Below are 17,995 nucleotides of genomic sequence, written 5' to 3' on the forward strand. Positions count from 1 at the left end.
CGAAGGCTGGGATCATCCCGGCCGCTGCCATCCGGCGGCGTCCAACACCTCCAAGAACGCACGCCTTCCGCCATGTCCTCTTCCGGTTTCCACGTCCACGGTCCGCACGACCACGAACTCCAGCATGCCGCCGAACACGAGGCCGAGCATGCCGCCGCTGCCAAGAAGCAGCGCAGCATCACCAACGAGGTGGCCGTCTTCACCGCCGTGATCGCCACGGTCGGCGCCATCTTTGCCTACATGGGCGGGCTGACGCAGGCCAATGCCGGCCTCTACAAGAACAACGCGGGCATGAAGCGCACCGAAGCCGCCAACCAGTGGAATTACTACCAGGCCAAGAGCACCAAGCAGGCGCTGGCCGAGTTCGCGCGCGACCTGTCGCCCGAGGACCGCAAGCCGGCCATGCAGGAAAAAGCCGCGCGCTACGACAAAGAGAAGGCCGAGATCCAGTTGGCCGCCCAGAAGCTGGACAAGGAGGCCGACGACTGGGACCACCGCTCCGACGCCGCCCTGCACGAGCATCACCGCTGGGCCCAGGCCACCACCGCGCTCCAGGTCTCCATCGCGCTGGCCGCCATCGCGCTGCTCACGCGCAAGCGCTGGCTGGAGTGGGGCATGTTCGGCGTGGCCGGGCTGGGCCTGGTGATCGGCGGCCTCGCGCTCGCCCACGTCTGAGACGACGGTTCGCAGCGCAGCCCCCACACCGCGGTCCGCCGGTCCGGGGGCCGCGCGCAGAGTTCTATCGATGCAACGACGTAGGTCATCACGCCGCGATTGTTTCGCTGGCGTGAACGTGACGTTCGTCAAAGACAAGGGTTTTCCCTAGATCTTGGGTCCACAATTCTTCTCACGGGCCAGCGATTGAACGCAGACCCGAAGCCGGCGAGGCGGGTGCCTTGCCAGCTCTGTTCAACGCAATGCCTGCCTACAGGAGAAAAATCATGACCAAGACCTCGAAGATCATCGCCCTCGCCGCCCTGTCGTTCGCCGCTGTTGCCGGCGCCAGCGCCGAGGAATACCAGGGCGTCGTCGCCCCCGTGTCGGCCTTCAGCCGCGCCGAAGTGAACGCCCAGGGCGTGCAAGCCGCTCGCGCCGAGCAGAACCTGGAATACGTTGGCCAGCAAGTCGCCGTGGCCCCGGCCGCTCCCCGCAGCCGCGCCGCCGTGCAGGCCGAAGCCGTGGCTGCCGCCCACAACCCGACCGCCAACCTGGACTCCAAGGCTTTCGTGAACAGCACGATCCCCACCCAGTACACCCAGGGCAGCCTGTCGGTCTACCGCAAGGCCGGTCTGTAAAAGACCCACGCCGCCCGGCGCCTTGCCCGTTGTCAGCGGGCAAGGCGCAGGGTGGATGCCTTCGGGCACCCCGAAAGCCGGTATGCGAAAGCATGCCGGCTTTCTGCTTTGGGGCGTCGCAGCCGCCTGGGGCCAGGCAGCCCCCGGCCTGCTTCCGTCGCCGGGCTGTCCAGGCCGCGGCCAAGTGTTCGCAGTCTGCGGATAGCCACCGCCGTGCGCGGCTAGGCCCGCGGGGACGGGCGCCGCACCATTCATCCACGCGCCGGGTCGGGCTCGCAGAGCCCGACCTGCGGCGCCGACACCACGGATGAAAGGCAACTCACATGCATCGCTTGGACGGAAAGGTCATCGTGCTGACCGGCGGCGCCACCCTCATCGGCGCGGGCGTGGCCCAGGTGCTCCTGAAGGCTGGCGCGAAGGTGGCGGTGTTCGACATCGACGAGGCCGGCGGCGCGCGCGCCGTGGCCGGCCAGGAGGACCGCGCCCGCTTCTGGCCGGTGGACGTGACCCAGGACGAGGCCCTGAACCAGGCGGTGGCCCAGGTCGCCGCGCATTTCGGCCGCATCGACGGGCTGGTCAACCTGGCCTGCACCTACCTGGACGGCGGTGCCGAATCGGGCCGGCAGGACTGGCTCACGGCGCTGGATGTCAACGTGGTCAGCGCCGTCATGGCCGCCCGCGCGGTGCGCCCGCACCTGGCCCAGGCGGGCGGCGGTGCCATCGTCAACTTCACCAGCATCTCGGCCAAGGTGGCGCAGACCGGGCGCTGGCTGTATCCGGTGTCGAAGGCGGCGCTGGTGCAGGTCACGCGCAACATGGCGATGGATTTCGCGGCCGACCGCATCCGCGTCAATTCCGTGTCGCCGGGCTGGACCTGGTCGCGCGTGATGGACGAGCTGACCCAAGGCGACCGCGCCAAGACCGACCGCGTGGCGGCGGCCTACCACCTGCTCGGCCGCGTGGGCGACCCGGCGGAAGTCGGCAACGTGGTCGCCTTCCTGCTGTCGGAAGGTGCCAGCTTCGTCACCGGCGCCGACTACGCGGTGGACGGCGGCTATTCGGCCATGGGCCCCGAGCAGGCCGTGCCGGCCATTCCGAGGCTGGCCGAATGAGTGCGGTCGCCCATGCCTCCACCATGGCGGCCAACGATGCGGAGCCCGGCGCCGCCACCCTGGCGCCCTGGATCGACGAGGTCCTGCACCCGCGCCTGCTGCGCACCGTGCTCGGCTGCTACCCCACCGGCGTGGCCATCGTGGCCACTCGCACGGCCGACGGCCGGCCGGTGGGCCTGACCATCAACTCCTTCGCCTCGCTGTCGCTGGAGCCGCCGCTGGTGCTGTGGAGCCTGGTGAACCGTTCGCCCAGCCTGCAGGCCTTCCGGGACTGCACGCACTTCACGATCAGCGTGCTGGGCTGCGAGCAGGAAACCCTGGCGCGGCACTTCGCCAATCCGGCGGTCCCCGACAAGTTCGAGGGCATCGCCATCACGGAAGCCCCCGAGGGCGTGCCCGCCATCGCCGGCGCGGCCGCCACGCTGGTGTGCGCCAGCGATCATCACCGCGAGACGGGCGACCATCATCTGCTCGTGGGCCGCGTGCTTCGCGTGGCGCGCAGCGAGACGGCGCCGCTGGTGTTCCATGGGGGGCGATTCACGGGGTTGGCGGCCTGAGACCCGCAGCCGCGCCGAGGTCGCGCTCAGATCGAGCGCAGTGCGTTCGCCACGCTGTTCCGCCGCCAGCTATCCATTGACGCCATGTTTCCCATGGCGAGCGCTCCTCGGCGTCATCGGGACCGAACCGGATCAAAGCTGATCTTGAGGCGGGCCCCGATTGCGTGGGCGAACTTCTCCAGCGTTCGCGTGGATGGCGAACTCCGGCCGGCTTCCAAGCGCGCAATATTGCTCTGCGTCGTTTGCATGCGTTCGGCCACTTCGGCCTGCGTAAGCCCTGCCGCCGCCCTCGCCTCCGCGATGGCCTCGGCGAGGGCGAATTCTTCCTCCAGTGCGTCGTAGGCTTCCCGATATGCCGGGTCCTTGGACCACTTCACGTGCAGGTCCTTCAGCTTGGTCATTCGACTTCCTTCGCCCGTTGCCGAGCCAATTCCAGTTCGTGCTTCGGTGTCTTCTGGGTCTTCTTGACGAAGACCCGGACGATCACGACCCGCCGCCTGACCGCGGTCAGGTAGATTGCCCTTGCAATGCCGTCCTTGCCTCGGATGCGCAGCTCCCACAGCTTGTTCTCCAGGTGCTTCACCGTGTCGGAGGGCAATCCGTCGAACCCCACCGCCTCGATGATCGAACCGAGCCTCACCAGCCGGGCCCGCATGTCGATCGGGAGTTGGTCGACTTCGCCATCGACGGCTGCATTGAGGGTCTCGACGGTCCACATGCGCCGATCATATCAAAATTGATATTTTTTCAGGCGTCAGGAACCCGGTTCATTGCTGCGTTGCAGCCCACGCGGCGAGCGCGACTCGGCACAGTGGCCAACGGCCATCCTGAGCCACGCGGCGGGCCTGCCTGCCTTCAATGCCTCCGCACCGTCTCGCTGGGGTACTCGCCGAAGCGCGCGCGGTAGTCGGCGCTGAAGCGTCCCAGGTGGCCGAAGCCCCAGCGCAGCGCGACGCCGGCCACATGGGTGCTGCCCCCCAGCAGTTCGGCGCGGGCCCGCTCCAGCCGCAGGTCCTTGAGGTACTGCATGGGGCTCACGCCCAGGAATTCCTTGAAGCCGGCGTACAGGCTGCGCACGCTCACGCCGGCCACCTCGGCCAGCTGGTCGGCGCACAGCGGCTCGTGCGCATGCGCCTGGATGTGGTCCTGCACGCGGCGCACATGACGCGGCAGCACCGTGTTGCAGCGCGCGGGCGACGCATGGCTGTGGCTGTGGGGCTGCACCGACAGCAGCGTGGCCGCCACCAGTTGTCCGACCTGCTGGCTCACCAGTCGGTGCTGAGACACGTCGATGTCCTGCGCCATCATTTCCTGCAGGTAGCCCAGCAGGTGCATCCACATGGCGTTGTCGCGCCAGCCGAAGCCCAGCTGGAAGCGCACCGGCGCATCCAGCGCGCGGCCCAGTTGCAGCGCCAGCGTGCGCTCCACCAGCGCGCGCGAGACACGCACCATCAGCTGCTGGTTGTCGGCCGACCAGCGCATCACCGTGGCCTCGCTGGGGCTGAGCACCGTGGCCTCGTGCGGGCCCGAGTCGCTGTGCTGGCCGCCGCTGTCGACCTGCGCGCGCCCCGCCAGCGGCATCTGGACCAGGAAGAAATCCTCCAGCGGACCGGGCTGGATCTCCACCTCCGCCCCATAGGCCAGCAGGCTCAGCGACACGTCGCCGAAGCTGGCGTGGTGCATGCGCGCATCCAGGCGCTGCGCGCGGCCGGCCACGTCGAGCCGGTGCGGCTTCATCACGCTGCCCACGCGCAGCCGCGTCTCTTCGAGATCGGCCGAGGCGAAGAAGGGCCGCAGCGGCCGCTTCTCCGGCAGAGGTGCCGAGGGTTGGCGGGAGAAGAAGGCACTGGCAGTGGGGTTCATGACGGGCCTTGTGTCGCGCGTAGCCGGTGGCCGGCGGGTTTAGCCGCGCTGCGATCGATGCAGCGACGGCTTGATCGATAGCAAGATCGGCGCCACCACTTGCGCGCCGCCGTGGCCCAGTTAATTTAGTCCTCAAGCAATACGGACGCACTCAGGACAAGCACGGACATGCACTGGCGGGGTGCACCTCCTCTCGTCGCCGGGCCTTCCGCGGGAGGGGAAGCCCACTCGACAGGGGGCCGCGCGGCGGCGGCGTGTCGCCCCGCGCTCGCACGCGGCCGCACCGCCACGCGGCACGCCTTCGCTGCCCGCAAAAAGACGAGGCGGCCCGCTGGGGGCCGCCTCGGCAGTGATGAACGAGCAGCCTGCCGCTCAGTCCGGCACCACCGCCGTGACCTCGATCTCCACCTTCGCCCGGTCCTCGACCAGCGCCGAGACTTCCACCGCAGTCATGGCGGCGTTGTAGCAGTTGATCAGCTCGCGGAAGTGCTTGCCGATGGCGGGATAGGCCGCCACGTACTCGCGTTTGTCGGTCACGTACCAGGTCATGCGCACGATGTGCTCGGGGCTGGCGCCGGCCTCGCGCAGCACCTCCACGACGTTCTGCAGCGCCTGGCGTACCTGCTCGCCCAGGTCGTCGGTGTGGAACACGCCCTGCGCATCCCAACCGATCATGCCGGCCACGAAGACCATGCGGCCTTTGGCGGTGACGCCGTTGGCATAGCCCTTGGGGCGCGGCCAGCCGGGAGGAAGAAGAACTTGCATGCGGGACTCCTGCGGGAAAAACGTGGATTCAGTGGGGGGCCGGATCGGGCGCGAAGCGGGTCAGCGCCTCGCGCACGTCCGGCGGGATGTCGATGGCGCGGTGGGTCTGCAGGCTGGTGAAGACCAGCACCTGCCGCGAAGCCACGCGCAGTTCGCCGTCGGCGCCGGTGCACTGGAGCGCCAGCGTGAGCGAGCGGCCACCCGCGCGCTCCACCGCCAGGCCCAGTTGCACCGTGTCGCCCAGCCGGCTGATGGCGCGAAAGTCGCATTCCAGCCGCACGATGGGCAGGCCGATGTGGCGGCCGGCGATCATGCCGGCGTAGTTGACGGCCAGGCCCTCGTTGAACCAGTCCTCCACCAGCTGGTTGAACATCACCAGGTACTGGGGAAAGAAGACGATGCCGGCGGGGTCGCAGTGCGAGAAGCGGATGAGCTGCGTGCGCGCGAAGCGGCCCGGCGGTGCGTCGATGGCGGCCTCGCCCTGGTCGGCGGGGGTGGCGACGCGGATCACGGGGTGGCTCCCGTCTGCGCCGCCTGCTTGAGCACGAAGCGCTGCAGCTTGCCCGTCTGCGTGCGCGGCAACTGCGCCACGAAGACCACCGAGCGCGGGTACTTGTAGGGCGCCACGGTGGCCTTCACGAAGTCCTGCAGCGTGCGGACCATGGCCTCGCCCGGCTCGCCCTGCCCGGCGCGCAGCACCACGAAGGCCTGCACGATCTGGCCACGCTCGACGTCCGGCGCCCCGATCACGGCGCATTCGGCCACGGCCGGGTGCTGCATCAGCGCCTCTTCCACCTCGGGCGCAGCGATGTTGTAGCCGGCCGAGATGATCATGTCGTCGGTGCGCGCCTGGTAGAAGAAGTAGCCGTCGGCGTCCATCACGTAGGCATCGCCCGTGAGGTTCCAGCCGCCCTGCACGTACTGCGCCTGGCGTGGGTCCGACAAGTAGCGGCAGCCGGTCGGGCCCTGCACGGCCAGGCGGCCGATGGTGCCCGGTGGCAACTCGTTGCCTTCCTCGTCCACGATGCGGGCGCGGTAGCCGGGCACGGGCTTGCCGGTGGCGCCGGGCCGGGCGCCGGCCTCGTCGTGCGAGATGAAGATGTGCAGCATCTCGGTCGAACCGATGCCGTCGATCAGCTCGATGCCGGTCGCCTTCTTCCACAGCGCGCGGGTGGTGGCGGGCAGCGCCTCGCCGGCCGACACGCACTTGCGCAGCGGCGTGGCGCGCAGCACGGCGCCCTGCTCGGCCAGCAGCCGGTACGAGGTGGGCGCGGTGAACAGCACCGTGGCACCGAAGTCCTGGATGCCCTGCAGCAGTTGCGCCGGACCGGCCTTCTCCAGCAGCACGGTCGAGGCGCCCACATGCATGGGAAAGAGCACCAGCCCGCCCAGCCCGAAGGTGAAGGCCAGCGGCGGGCTGCCGATGAACACATCGTCGGCCGTGGCGCGCAGCAGGTGCGGCGGCCAGCAATGGCAGACCGCGATCACGTCGCGATGGAAATGCATGGTGGCCTTGGGCACGCCGGTGGTGCCCGAGGTGAAGCCGAAGAGGCAGGTGTCGTCGGCGGCCGTGTCCACGTTGTCGAAGACCGGCGAGGCCGCGGCCATCAGCGCCTCCAGGCTGTCCGGGCCTTCCGCATGAAAGTGGCGAACGTGCTGCAGCACCGGCGCCTTCTGCGCTGCCTGCGCCAACTCGTCGGCCAGGGCGGCGTCGCACAGCGCGTGCGTGACCTGGCCGATCTCAAGGATCGGCACCAGCTCCTTGGCGCGCAGCAGCGGCATGGTGGCCACGGCGATGCCGCCGGCCTTCATCACCGCGAACCAGCAGGCCGCGAGCATCGGGTTGTTGGGCGCGCGCAGCAGCACGCGGTTGCCGGGCACCAGGCCCATCTGCGTCACCAGCACGTTGGCGATGCGATTGGCCTTGTCCTGCAGCTCGGCATAGGTCCAGCGCAGGCCGGGCGCCAGGAGGCAGGGCCGGTCGCCGCGGCCTTCGGCCACGTGGCGGTCCAGCAGTTCGGTGGCGCAATTCAGCCGCGCGGGCATCTGCAACTCGGGCAGCTCGAAGATGAACTGCGGCTGCTGCTCCGGCGGCGGCAGGTGGTCGCGCGCGAAGGTGTCGACGTGGGCGCTGGCGGTCATGGCGGTCTCCGGCCGTGTCCGCTCAGGCCGCCTTGGCGGCGCCGGCCTCGCGCAGCAGCTCGCGGGCGATGATCAGCTGCTGCACTTCGGTGGCGCCCTCGTAGATGCGCAGGGCGCGGATCTCGCGGTAGAGCCGCTCCACCGGCTGCTCGCTGACCACGCCCAGCCCGCCGAACATCTGCACCGCGGCGTCGATGACCTGCTGCGCGTTCTCGGTGGCGGTGAGCTTGGCCATGGCCGCGTCCTTGGTCACCGGCTCGCCGCGGTCGCGGCGCCAGGCGGCGCGGTAGGTCAGCAGCGCGGCGCTGTCGATGGCGGTGGCCATCTGCGCCAGCTTGGCCTGCGTGAGCTGGAAGTCGGCCAGCACGCCGTTGAACATGCGGCGCGTGGTGGCGCGGGCCAGGGCCTCGTCGAGGGCGCGGCGGGCAAAGCCCAGCGCGGCGGCAGCGACCGAGGTGCGGAACACGTCCAACGTGCGCATCGCCACCTTGAAGCCCTCGCCCGCCGCGCCCACGCGTTGGCCGGCGGGAACGCGGCAGTTGGTGAAGCGCAGCCGGGCCAGCGGATGCGGCGCGATCACCTCGATGCGCTCGGCGATCTCGAAGCCGGGCGTGCCGGCCTCGACGATGAAGGCACTGATGCCGCGCGCGCCGGGCGCTTCGCCGGTGCGTGCGAAGACCACATAGAAGTCGGCGATGCCGCCGTTGGAGATCCAGGTCTTCTCGCCATCGAGCACGTAATGGTCGCCGTCCTGCCGCGCGCTGCACTGCATGGCGGCGACGTCGGAGCCGGCATTGGGCTCGGAGAGGGCGAAGGCCGAGATGGCCTCGCCGCGCGCCACGCGCGTCAGATAACGCTCGCGCTGCTCAGGCGTGCCGTGCAGGCTGATGGCGCCGCTGCCCAGGCCCTGCATGGCGAAGGCGAAGTCGGCCAGACCGCTGTGGCGGGCCAGCGTCTCGCGGATCAGGCAGATGGCGCGGGCGTCCATGGTCTGCGCCGATTCGCCGACGGCGTGCTGCAGCCAGCCGCCCGCGCCGAGGGCCTTGACCAGCGCGCGGCATTCGGCGTCCACGTCGTGGCCATGGTCCTGCGAGATGTTCTGCGTGGCCCAGGCGTCGACCGCCTGCGCCAGTTCGCGGTGGCGGGGCTCGAAGAAGGGCCAGTCGAGGTAACTCTGGTCCGCCATCTCAGTCCCCTTTGAAGACGGGCTTCTGCTTCGCCACGAAGGCCTCATAGGCCCGCGTGAAGTCCTGCGTCAGCATGCACAGCGCCTGGGCCTGGGCCTCGGCCTCGATGGCCTGCTCGAGGGTCATGGCCCATTCCTGGTGCAGCATGGTCTTGGTGATGCCGTTGGCAAAACTGGGCCCTTCGGTCAGCTGGGCAGCCAGCTTCTGCGCCTCGACCAGCACCTCTTCGGGCGCGCACAGGCGGTTGAAGAAGCCCCAGCGTTCGCCCTCCTCACCGCCCAGCGCGCGGCCTGTGTAGAGCAGCTCGCTCGCCCGGCCCTGGCCCACGATGCGCGGCAGCATGGCGCAGGCGCCCATGTCGCAGCCAGCCAGACCCACGCGGTTGAACAGGAAGGCGGTCTTGCTGCGCGCCGTGCCCAGGCGCAGGTCCGAGGCCATGGCCAGGATGGCGCCGGCGCCGGCGCACACGCCGTCGATGGCGGCCACGATGGGCTGCGGGCAGGCGCGCATGGTCTTGACCAGCTCCCCAGTCATGCGGGTGAACATCAGCAGCTCGGGCGCCTTCAGCCGCACCAGCGGGCCGATGATCTCGTGCACGTCGCCGCCGGAGCAGAAGTTGCCGCCGGAGCCGGTGAGCACCACCGCCTTCACGTCGTCGGCCCACTTGAGCTGGTGGAATAGGTCGCGCAGCTCGGCATAGCTGTCGAAGGTGAGCGGGTTCTTGCGCTCGGGCCGGTTCAGCACGATGGTGGCCACGCCGTCGGCGACGGACCACTGGAAGTGCTTGGCCTCGTAGCCGGCCAGGGGGCGCTGGTTGCCGGCCACCAGGGCCGGGTCCACGCGGGGAATGCTGTCGCTCATGCGGTCTCCGTTCTTTGCTGCTGCGTTGGGGTGGTGGAAGGCGACGGCGCGGTCACATGACCTCGCCGCCCGCCACGGAAATGGATTGGCCGGTCACGGCGCCCGCGCCCTGGCCGCACAGCCAGGCGACGGCATCGGCCACCTCGTCGGGCTGCACCAGGCGGCCCTGCGGGTTGCTCTTGACGAATTCGGCCCGTGCGGCCTCGGGACTGCGGCCCGTCTTGGCGACCACGCGCGCGATGCTCTGGCGCACGATGTCGGTCTCCGTGTAGCCCGGGCACACGGCGTTGACCGTGATGCCCTTGGTTGCCAGTTCCAGCGCCAGCGAGCGGGTGAGCCCCACAACGCCGTGCTTGGCCGCGCAGTAGGCCGACACGTAGGCATAGCCCACCTGCCCCGCCGTGCTCGCCACGTTGACGATGCGGCCCCAGCCCGCCGCCAGCATGCCGGGCAGCACGGCCTGGCTGCAGACCATGGTGCCGGTCAGGTTGACGGCCAGCATGCGCTGCCACAGACCCATGTCCATCTTGTGGAAGGGCGCGCTCTCGGCCTGACCGGCGTTGTTGACCAGGGCGGCGACGGGGCCGAAGCGGCTTTGCGCCTCGGCCAGCGCGGCCGCCACCGCCTCGGCGTCGGCCACGTCGGCGCTGACGGCGAACAGGTGCTCCGGGTCTTCCGCGGCCACGGCCTGCACGGCCTCGGCGCTGCGGCCCAGCACGGTCACGTGCCAGCCCTCGGCCACCAGCCGCCGCGCGATGGCGGCGCCGATGCCGCGGCCGCCGCCGGTCACCAGCGCATGGCGCGGGCTCGGGGTGCCGCTCACTTGCCGGCCCCCGCCGCCTCGGCCAGGGCCTTCTCGCGGGCGAAGTTGGCTTCCATCTGTGGCTTGGCCGAGCGGTACTGCTTGGGCCAGGTGATGGCCGTGTAGCCGATCTTGGCGGCCTCGGTCAGCGTCCAGGCCGGGTTGGCCAGGTGCGGCCGGGCCACCGCGCACAGGTCGGCGCGGCCCGCGGCCAGGATGCTGTTGGCATGGTCGGCCTCGCTGATCGCGCCCACGGCGATGGTGGGAATTCCCGCCTCCTGGCGGATGCGGTCGGCGAAGGGCGTCTGGAACATGCGGCCGTAGACCGGCTTTTCCTTCTTGCTCACCTGGCCCGACGAGCAGTCGATCATGTCCGCGCCCGCGGCCTTGAAGGCCTTGGCGATGGCCACGGCGTCCTCGGGCGTGATGCCGCCCTCGACCCAGTCGTGCGCCGAGATGCGCACCGAGATCGGCTTGTCGGCCGGCCAGGCGGCGCGCACGGCGGCGAACACCTCCAGCGGATAGCGCAGCCGGTTCTCCAGCGAGCCGCCGTACTCGTCGGTGCGCTGGTTGGTCAGCGGCGAGATGAAGCTCGACAGCAGGTAGCCGTGGGCGCAGTGCAGTTCCAGCCAGTCGGCGCCGGCCTCCGCCGCGGCGCGGGCGGAGGCGACGAACTGCGCCTTGACCTCCGCCATGTCCTCGTGCGTCATGCCGCGCGAGAGCTGGCTCACGCCCTCCAGGTACTGCTGCGGCGAGGCCGACAGCAGCGGCCAGTTTCCCGATTCCAGCGGCTGGTCGATGCCGTCCCAGGCCAGGCGGGTGGAGGCCTTGGCGCCGGCATGACCGATCTGGATGGCGAACTTCGCATCGCTGTTGGCGTGGATCCAGTCCGCGATGCGCTTGAAGGCCACCGTATGCTCGGGCTTGTAGAGGCCCGGGCAGCCGGGGGTGATGCGGCCCTCGGGGCTCACGCAGGTCATCTCGGCGAACACCAGGCCCGCGCCGCCCATGGCGCGGGCGCCCAGGTGCACCAGGTGGTAGTCGCCGGCCACGCCGTCCACCGCCGAGTACTGCGCCATGGGCGAGACCACGATGCGGTTCTTGAGGGTGACGCCGCGCACCGAGTAGGGCGTGAACATGGGCGGCGGCGGGGTCTTGCCTTCTGGGACCGGCACGTCGGCACGTTGCGCGAACCAGCGCTCGTAGCCTTCGAGCCAGCCGCGGTCGCGCAGGCGCAGGTTCTCGTGGCTGATGCGCTGGCTGCGCGTGAGCATCGAGTACATGAACTGCTCGGGCTCCAGCTGGTCACAGTAGCGCTTGCCGCAGACCTCGAACCATTCCATGGCGTTCCAGGCGGCGTTCTGGATGCGCAGCGTCTCCACGCGGCGGGCTTCCTGGTAGGCCTTGAGCACCTCGGGGATGTGCGCGCGGGTGTCGCCCTGGGCACCAAACAGGCGGGCCAGCTCGATGGCGTCCTCGATGGCCAGCTTGGTGCCGGAGCCGATGGCGAAGTGCGCCGTGTGCACCGCGTCGCCCATCAGCACCACATGGCTGCCGTGTTCGTTCTGCAGCGACCACTGCTCGCAGACCACGCGCTGGAAGTTGATCCAGGCCGAGCCGCGCAGGTGCCGCGCGTTGGTCATCAGTTTGGCGCCCTGAAGGTCGCCGGCAAAGATCTTTTCGCAGAACTCGATGGACTGCTGCTGGTCCGCCTGGTCCAGGCCGTGGGCCTTCCAGGTGTCCTCGGTGGTCTCGACGATGAAGGTCGAGGTGGTGTCGTCGAACTTGTAGATGTGGGCCTGGAACCAGCCGTGCTCGGTGCGCTGGAAGTCGAAGGTGAAGGCCTCGTAGACCTTGTTGGTGCCCAGCCAGATGAAGCGGTTGGGCCGCGCCACGATGTCGGGCTTGAAGACGTCGGCGTACTTGGCGCGGATGCGCGAGTTGACGCCATCGCTGGCGATGATGAGGTCGGCGTCGGGATAGTCGGCGTCGCTGTCGGCCTCGGTCTCGAACACCAGGTTGACGCCGAGCACCTCGCAGCGCGCCTGCAGGATGTTCAGCAGCTTCTTGCGGCCGATGCCCACGAAGCCGTGGCCGCCCGAGCGGATGCGCCGGCCCTTGAACAGCAGCTCGATGTCGTCCCAGTGGTTGAAGGCCTGCTCGATCTCGTCGGCCGTCTCACGGTCGCAGGCGCGCATGTTCTCCATGGTGGCGTCCGAGAAGACCACGCCCCAGCCGAAGGTGTCGTAGGGCTTGTTGCGCTCGACCACGGTCACCTGGTGACCGGGGTTGTGCTTCTTCATCAGCAGTGCGAAGTACAGGCCGGCCGGCCCGCCGCCGATGCAGACGATGTTCATGGAGAGGCTCCTTTGCGATGGCTTGGGATGGAGTCTCCTCCTCAATTAGTTTAGTTGTCAAGCAATTTGGACGACACCCGGGTCGCGTCCGCAACTCCTGCAGCGGGCGGACAGGCGCTGCGGCCAGCGGATAGCGGCGGCGCCGGGCGCTTCCTAGCATGGCCCTGCCACGGTCGGGGAAGCCCCGGCTGGCGCATCGCGAGTCCCTCCGTTCCTTCCTCTTCGTCTGCATCCGCCAGGAGAACCATCCATGAGCCGCAAGATCGCCATCGTCGGAGCGGGCCAGTCCGGCCTGCCCCTGGCCCTCGCCCTGCAGGGCCGGGGCGACCACGTCACCCTGCTCACCAATCGCAGCCCGGACGACCTGCGCCGGGGCAAGGTGATGTCCAGCCAGTGCATGTTCGACAACGCGCTGCAGATCGAGCGCGATTTCGGCCTGGACCTGTGGGCGGACGACTGTCCGCCCGTGGAGGGCATCGGCCTCACGGTGCCGCACCCCGCGCAGCCCGGCGAGCGCCTGATCGACTGGTCCGCCCGGCTGGACCGGCCGGCGCAGGCGGTGGACCAGCGGCTGAAGATGCCCGTCTGGATGGACCTGTTCCGCGAGCGCGGCGGCAACCTCGTGCTGCAGGACGCCGGCATCGACGAGCTGGAAGAACTGGCCGTGACGCACGACCTGGTGGTGGTGTCGGCCGGCAAGGGCGAGATCACCCGCCTGTTCGAGCGCGACCCGGTACGCAGCGTGTTCACGCAGCCGATGCGCGCGCTGGCCCTGACCTATGTGCACGGCATGACGCCGCGCACGCCCTACTCGCGCGTGTGCTTCAACCTGATCCCGGGGGTGGGCGAGTACTTCGTCTTCCCGGCGCTCACGCTCAGCGGGCCGTGCGAGATCATGGTGTTCGAGGGCGTGCCCGGCGGCCCGATGGACTGCTGGGGCGACATCCGGACGCCCGAGGACCATCTGCGGCAGAGCCTGAAGATCCTCGACACCTATCTGCCCTGGGAGGCCGAGCGTTGCCGCGACGTGCGCCTGACCGACGACGGCGGCGTGCTGGCCGGCCGCTTCGTGCCGACGGTGCGCCGGCCGGTGGGCACGCTGCCCTCGGGCCGCCAGGTCTTCGGGATGGGCGACGCGGTGTGCGTCAACGACCCGATCACGGGCCAGGGCTCCAACAATGCGACCAAGGCCTTCAAGGTGGTGCACGACGCCATCGTGGCGCGGGGCGACGCGCCCTTCGACGCGGCCTGGATGAACGCGACCTTCGAGCGCTTCTGGGACTATGCCCAGCATGTGGTGCGCTGGACCAACACGCTGCTGGAGCCACCGCCGCCTCATGTGCTGAACCTGCTGGGCGCGGCGGGCCAGATCCCTGGCGTGGCGCATGCCATCGCCAACAACTTCAACCATCCGCCGGGGTTCTTCCCGTGGTGGACCGATGCGCAGGCCTGCGAGCAGTTCATCGCGGAGCACGCGGGGGGCGGGGTGGCGGTGGCGGCCTGAGTGGGCGAGGTTGGTCGGTTCGTCGATGCGTCGCTCGTGGGCTCGTGGGCTCGTCGGTTCGTCGTTCCACGGTTGGCGGTCAGCGGCTGTGGTTGGCTGTGCCCGGTGATCGGCGGACCGGGGCGGTGGTCCGGCCCTGGCGCCGGTGAGGGCGTGTCGGCGCTTCAAGTGGGGCGGTCGGCGCTGCGCGCCGACTCCCCTCCGGTGCTCGGACAGACGGGCCGCGGCAGAACTCGCTACGCGCTTCGCGCTGCGCTCAAACAACTGCCGCGAGTCAGATCACGAAGCGGGCCTGTCCTTCGGCAGGCCCGCAGCCCGTCCGCCCTGCGCTCCTCGGCACCCCACAGGCGCGCCGCCACGCCCTCACCGGCACCAGGGCCTACGTTGGGGTGATCGGCCGGCACTACGTCCTGCACCCCAGACCCCACACTCCGCACTCCGCACCCCGCACTCCGCACTCCGCAACCTGTGCCTGTGCCTGTGCCTGTGCCTGTGCCTGTACTCTGCGCCGAAGCAGGTTCACTTGCGTCAGCGCTGAACTCCTTCCCCCGCTGGGGGAAGGCAGGGATGGGGGCCAGTGCGCCGTTACGGTTGTCGTGCAGACAACCCCTGCCCCTTTGATGCCCAACGTGCGTCTCCACGCGCCGGCGCCGGGCCCAGGGCGCGCGGGCGATTTCGGGGTCGGCGAGGAGCGCAGGATGGACGGGCTGCAGGCCTGCCGAAGGACAGGCCTGCTTCGTGATCTGACTCGCGGCGTTTGTCTGAGCGCAGCGCGGAGCGCGTAGCGAGTTATGCCGCGTGCCCGTCCATCCGAGCACCGCAGCGGAGTCGGCCCGCAGGGCCGACCGACCCCGTATGAGCCCGCGCGCCCTGGGCCCGGCGCCGGCGCGCACCCCATGCCCGGCACCGGCGCGCACCCCGGCCCCCCCACCGAGCACACGGAACCCGCCGCCCTCTGAACACCTCGTTCATGGCAACTGCGAGAGACCCGACAACCGAGCCACAAACTTCCGTCGCGATTCGGATAGCCGCCCGCCCGAACCGGATAGCCCCGAACGCAAGCCAAGGCAAAGATGCTCCCATGGCAAGCCCCGCAAACCCAGCCCCCGACGACGTGCTGCTCATTGGCAGCGGCATCAACGGCCTCGTGTGTGCCGCCCTGCTCGCCCGCAAGGGCCGCAAGGTGCGCGTGCTGGAGCGCGAGGCCACGCTTGGCGGCTGCATCCGCACCGACGAGCTGACGCTGCCCGGCTTCCAGCACGACACGCTCTCCACCGCGCATCCGCTCTTCCTCGTCGGCCCTGCCTACGCAGCACTCGGCAAGGCGCTGCACGAGGCGGGCCTCTCCTACTGCAACACCGACAGCCCCACCGGTGTGCTGATGCCCGATGGTCGGCATCTGGTGCTGTCCACCTCGCGCCAGCTCAACCGCCAGCGCATGGAAGCGCTGCATGCCGGCGACGGCGCGGCCTTCGTGCAGACGCTGGAGGGCATGGCCGAGCGCGCCCCGCTCGTCTTCTCGCTGCTGGGCAACGAGCTGTGGAAGCTGAACACCGCCCGCACCCTCGCCGGCGCCGCGTGGAAGGACGGCCCGCATGCCCTGGCCGGCTTCTTCGGCGAGGCCCTGACGCCCGCCCGGCCCTGGCTGCAGCAGCGCTTCGGGTCGGACCTGGTCGGTGCGCTGCTCGCGCCCTGGGTGCTGCACTGCGGCCTGGGGCCGGACTCGCCGCTCTCCGCGCTCATGGCCCAGGTTGTCGCCTTCACGCTGGAGGCCGTGGGCATGCCACTGGTGCAAGGCGGCAATGCCAACACCGTGCGCGCCTTCGAGCGGCTGATCCGCGACGCCGGCGGCACGCTGGAGACCGGCTGCGACGTCGAACGCATCCTGGTCGAACGCGGCCGCGCCGTCGGCGTGCGGCTGGCCGGTGGCCGCGAACTGCGCGCCGGCGAGGTGGTGGTCAGCGCCACGCCCACGCAGCTCTACGGCCGCCTGCTGGCGCCCGAGCACATCCCGCCCGAGATCGCCGGCCAGGCCCGTCAGTGGCGCTACGGCAAGGGCAACATGCAGATCCACCTCGCGCTCTCCGAGCCGCCGCAGTGGCCCGACCGGTCGCTCGACAAGGTCGGCTATCTGCACCTGAGCGGCGGGCCGGACGCCATCTCGCGCGCCGTCAACGAGGCCGAGCGCGGCCTGCTGCCTGCCGCGCCCACCATCTGCGTCGCGCAGCCCACCGCGCTGGACCCCAGCCGCGCGCCCGAAGGCCGCCACATCCTGTGGATCCAGCTGCCCGAATGCCCACGCGAGCCCATCGGCGATGCGGCCGGCGAACTGGACGTGCCGGCCGGCGGCCAATGGACGACCGCCCTGCGCGAGGCCTATGCCGACCGCGTGATCGCGCAGATCGCCCGCCATGCGCCCAACCTTCCCGGCAGCATCCTCGGCCGCGCCGTGCTCTCGCCCGCCGACCTGCCGCGCCTCAACATGAACCTGGTCGGCGGCGATCCCTATGGCGGCGACTGCGCCCTCGACCAGTACTTCCTCTGGCGACCCCTGCGCGGGCTGCGCAACCACGAGACCCCGGTCGCCCATCTCTGGCACATCGGCGCCTCCACCCACCCCGGGCCGGGACTCGGCGGCGCGTCGGGCGTGCATGTGGCCCGGGCCCTCGGGGCACTGTGACGACTGCATTCGCGCCCCCTTCCCTCTTCATCGCTTCCCTGCTCGCACTCTTCCCCACGGAGCCCACGACCATGACCGCCTCCCTCGCCCAGTTCGCCCAGGACATCGCCACCGGCGCCCTGCGCGTCGTCGACCTGACGCAGACCCTGTCGCCCAGCTTCCCGGCCCTGCAGCTGCCGCCGCAGTTCGGCCAGGTGTGGGCCTTCAAGATGGAGCGCATCTCGCAGTACGACGAGGCCGGCCCCGGCTGGTACTGGAACAACTTCTCCTGCGGCGAGCACACCGGCACGCACTTCGACGCGCCCGCCCACTGGATCACCGGCAAGGACCATCCGGCCAACACGGTGGACACCATCGACCCGAGCGTGTTCATCGGCCCGGCCTGCGTGATCGACGCCAGCGCCCCGGTGGCCGACAACCCCGACTGGCTGCTCACCGTGGACTTCCTGCGCGCCTGGGAAGAGACCCACGGCCGCATCCCGGCCGGCGCCTGGGTGCTGCTGCGCACCGACTGGTCGAAGCGCATCGACGACCCCGCCGCCTTCGTCAACATGCGCGAGGACGGCGCCCACACGCCCGGCCCCACGCAGGAGGCCGTGGAATGGCTGATCTGCGAGCGCAACGTGCGCGGCTTCGGCGTCGAGACCATCAACACCGACGCCGGCCAGTCCTATGCCTGGCCGGTGGCCTACCCCTGCCACACGCTGATGCATGGCGCCAACAAGTACGGCCTGCAGTGCCTGAAGAACCTCGACCAGTTGCCGCCCCAGGGCGCCATCGTGCTGGCGGCGCCGCTGAAGATCGAGGGCGGCTCGGGCAGCCCGCTGCGGGTGCTGGCGCTGATGGGCGCCGAGCGCTGAGAACGCCGTC

At 70.1% G+C, this 17,995-nt stretch carries 17 protein-coding genes; 7 read left to right on the forward strand and 10 right to left on the reverse strand.

Annotated elements, in window-relative coordinates; translation table 11 throughout:
- Positions 1-72 precede the first annotated feature (72 nt).
- From ABIC63_RS18480 to ABIC63_RS18495, 4 genes are all read left to right on the forward strand, one after another.
- A complete protein-coding gene (locus ABIC63_RS18480) occupies positions 73-675 on the forward strand; it encodes a DUF4337 domain-containing protein (RefSeq protein ID WP_294374403.1) in 603 nt (200 codons plus the stop codon).
- Between the two features lie 266 nt (positions 676-941).
- Positions 942-1,295, forward strand: coding sequence for an alpha/beta hydrolase (locus ABIC63_RS18485; protein WP_114803130.1), 354 nt, complete (start codon positions 942-944; stop codon positions 1,293-1,295).
- Positions 1,296-1,618: 323 nt separating this feature from the next.
- A complete protein-coding gene (locus ABIC63_RS18490) occupies positions 1,619-2,407 on the forward strand; it encodes an SDR family oxidoreductase (protein ID WP_354320868.1) in 789 nt (262 codons plus the stop codon).
- 23 nt (positions 2,408-2,430) lie between these two features.
- Positions 2,431-2,964: a flavin reductase family protein gene (locus ABIC63_RS18495; RefSeq protein WP_017762155.1), complete on the forward strand. Its 534-nt coding sequence runs from the start codon at positions 2,431-2,433 to the stop codon at positions 2,962-2,964.
- Positions 2,965-3,077: 113 nt separating this feature from the next.
- On the opposite strand, the gene ABIC63_RS18500 is transcribed toward ABIC63_RS18495, so the two are convergent.
- The 10 genes from ABIC63_RS18500 to ABIC63_RS18545 form a co-directional block, all read right to left on the reverse strand.
- Positions 3,078-3,365, reverse strand: coding sequence for a helix-turn-helix domain-containing protein (locus tag ABIC63_RS18500; RefSeq protein ID WP_354320869.1), 288 nt, complete (start codon positions 3,363-3,365; stop codon positions 3,078-3,080).
- A complete protein-coding gene (locus ABIC63_RS18505; protein ID WP_294374390.1) occupies positions 3,362-3,682 on the reverse strand; it encodes a type II toxin-antitoxin system RelE/ParE family toxin in 321 nt (106 codons plus the stop codon). Before ABIC63_RS18505 ends, ABIC63_RS18500 begins: the two co-directional genes overlap by 4 nt.
- A 137-nt stretch (positions 3,683-3,819) precedes the next feature.
- Complete coding sequence (locus ABIC63_RS18510) at positions 3,820-4,827, reverse strand: AraC family transcriptional regulator (protein WP_354320870.1); 1,008 nt, start codon at positions 4,825-4,827, stop codon at positions 3,820-3,822.
- 372 nt (positions 4,828-5,199) lie between these two features.
- On the reverse strand, positions 5,200-5,592 hold the full coding sequence (locus ABIC63_RS18515; RefSeq protein ID WP_294374384.1) for a RidA family protein: 393 nt from the start codon (positions 5,590-5,592) through the stop codon (positions 5,200-5,202).
- Between the two features lie 28 nt (positions 5,593-5,620).
- Positions 5,621-6,100, reverse strand: coding sequence for an acyl-CoA thioesterase (locus ABIC63_RS18520; protein WP_476347433.1), 480 nt, complete (start codon positions 6,098-6,100; stop codon positions 5,621-5,623).
- Positions 6,100-7,734: an AMP-binding protein gene (locus tag ABIC63_RS18525; RefSeq protein WP_354320871.1), complete on the reverse strand. Its 1,635-nt coding sequence runs from the start codon at positions 7,732-7,734 to the stop codon at positions 6,100-6,102. The genes ABIC63_RS18520 and ABIC63_RS18525 overlap by 1 nt, the downstream gene beginning before the upstream one ends.
- 22 nt (positions 7,735-7,756) lie before the next feature.
- On the reverse strand, positions 7,757-8,920 hold the full coding sequence (locus ABIC63_RS18530) for an acyl-CoA dehydrogenase family protein (RefSeq protein ID WP_354320872.1): 1,164 nt from the start codon (positions 8,918-8,920) through the stop codon (positions 7,757-7,759).
- A gap of 1 nt (position 8,921) precedes the next feature.
- On the reverse strand, positions 8,922-9,782 hold the full coding sequence (locus ABIC63_RS18535) for an enoyl-CoA hydratase family protein (protein WP_354320873.1): 861 nt from the start codon (positions 9,780-9,782) through the stop codon (positions 8,922-8,924).
- A 52-nt stretch (positions 9,783-9,834) separates the two neighbouring features.
- Positions 9,835-10,605 (reverse strand): SDR family NAD(P)-dependent oxidoreductase, encoded by a 771-nt coding sequence (locus ABIC63_RS18540; RefSeq protein WP_354320874.1) that lies wholly within the window; start codon positions 10,603-10,605, stop codon positions 9,835-9,837.
- The gene (locus ABIC63_RS18545) at positions 10,602-12,941 is read right to left on the reverse strand and encodes a bifunctional salicylyl-CoA 5-hydroxylase/oxidoreductase (protein ID WP_354320875.1); all 2,340 of its coding nucleotides are present in this window, start codon (positions 12,939-12,941) and stop codon (positions 10,602-10,604) included. Before ABIC63_RS18545 ends, ABIC63_RS18540 begins: the two co-directional genes overlap by 4 nt.
- A gap of 250 nt (positions 12,942-13,191) precedes the next feature.
- Between ABIC63_RS18545 and ABIC63_RS18550 the strand changes: the two genes are divergently transcribed.
- The 3 genes from ABIC63_RS18550 (at position 13,192) to ABIC63_RS18560 (ending at position 17,985) form a co-directional block, all read left to right on the forward strand.
- Positions 13,192-14,445, forward strand: a complete 1,254-nt coding sequence (locus tag ABIC63_RS18550) for a styrene monooxygenase/indole monooxygenase family protein (RefSeq protein ID WP_354320877.1) — start codon at positions 13,192-13,194, stop codon at positions 14,443-14,445.
- A 1,081-nt stretch (positions 14,446-15,526) separates the two neighbouring features.
- Positions 15,527-17,125 (forward strand): phytoene desaturase family protein, encoded by a 1,599-nt coding sequence (locus ABIC63_RS18555; RefSeq protein WP_354320878.1) that lies wholly within the window; start codon positions 15,527-15,529, stop codon positions 17,123-17,125.
- Positions 17,126-17,196: 71 nt separating this feature from the next.
- Entirely contained in the window at positions 17,197-17,985 is a 789-nt protein-coding gene (locus ABIC63_RS18560; RefSeq protein WP_354320879.1) for a cyclase family protein, read from the forward strand.
- The last annotated feature ends 10 nt before the right edge of the window (positions 17,986-17,995 follow it).

It is taken from the genome of Pseudacidovorax sp. 1753, from assembly GCF_040544975.1.
Taxonomy (GTDB): domain Bacteria; phylum Pseudomonadota; class Gammaproteobacteria; order Burkholderiales; family Burkholderiaceae_C; genus Xenophilus.

What these genes read in the sequence shown, in the direction of transcription:
- ABIC63_RS18480 (WP_294374403.1), top strand. Translation starts at nt 73, where the DNA reads ATGTCCTCTTCCGGTTTCCACGTCCACGGTCCGCACGACCACGAACTC.
- ABIC63_RS18485 (WP_114803130.1), top strand. Translation starts at nt 942, where the DNA reads ATGACCAAGACCTCGAAGATCATCGCCCTCGCCGCCCTGTCGTTCGCC.
- ABIC63_RS18490 (WP_354320868.1), top strand. Translation starts at nt 1,619, where the DNA reads ATGCATCGCTTGGACGGAAAGGTCATCGTGCTGACCGGCGGCGCCACC.
- ABIC63_RS18495 (WP_017762155.1), top strand. Translation starts at nt 2,431, where the DNA reads ATGGCGGCCAACGATGCGGAGCCCGGCGCCGCCACCCTGGCGCCCTGG.
- ABIC63_RS18500 (WP_354320869.1), bottom strand. Translation starts at nt 3,365, where the DNA reads ATGACCAAGCTGAAGGACCTGCACGTGAAGTGGTCCAAGGACCCGGCA.
- ABIC63_RS18505 (WP_294374390.1), bottom strand. Translation starts at nt 3,682, where the DNA reads ATGTGGACCGTCGAGACCCTCAATGCAGCCGTCGATGGCGAAGTCGAC.
- ABIC63_RS18510 (WP_354320870.1), bottom strand. Translation starts at nt 4,827, where the DNA reads ATGAACCCCACTGCCAGTGCCTTCTTCTCCCGCCAACCCTCGGCACCT.
- ABIC63_RS18515 (WP_294374384.1), bottom strand. Translation starts at nt 5,592, where the DNA reads ATGCAAGTTCTTCTTCCTCCCGGCTGGCCGCGCCCCAAGGGCTATGCC.
- ABIC63_RS18525 (WP_354320871.1), bottom strand. Translation starts at nt 7,734, where the DNA reads ATGACCGCCAGCGCCCACGTCGACACCTTCGCGCGCGACCACCTGCCG.
- ABIC63_RS18530 (WP_354320872.1), bottom strand. Translation starts at nt 8,920, where the DNA reads ATGGCGGACCAGAGTTACCTCGACTGGCCCTTCTTCGAGCCCCGCCAC.
- ABIC63_RS18535 (WP_354320873.1), bottom strand. Translation starts at nt 9,782, where the DNA reads ATGAGCGACAGCATTCCCCGCGTGGACCCGGCCCTGGTGGCCGGCAAC.
- ABIC63_RS18545 (WP_354320875.1), bottom strand. Translation starts at nt 12,941, where the DNA reads ATGAACATCGTCTGCATCGGCGGCGGGCCGGCCGGCCTGTACTTCGCA.
- ABIC63_RS18550 (WP_354320877.1), top strand. Translation starts at nt 13,192, where the DNA reads ATGAGCCGCAAGATCGCCATCGTCGGAGCGGGCCAGTCCGGCCTGCCC.
- ABIC63_RS18555 (WP_354320878.1), top strand. Translation starts at nt 15,527, where the DNA reads ATGGCAAGCCCCGCAAACCCAGCCCCCGACGACGTGCTGCTCATTGGC.
- ABIC63_RS18560 (WP_354320879.1), top strand. Translation starts at nt 17,197, where the DNA reads ATGACCGCCTCCCTCGCCCAGTTCGCCCAGGACATCGCCACCGGCGCC.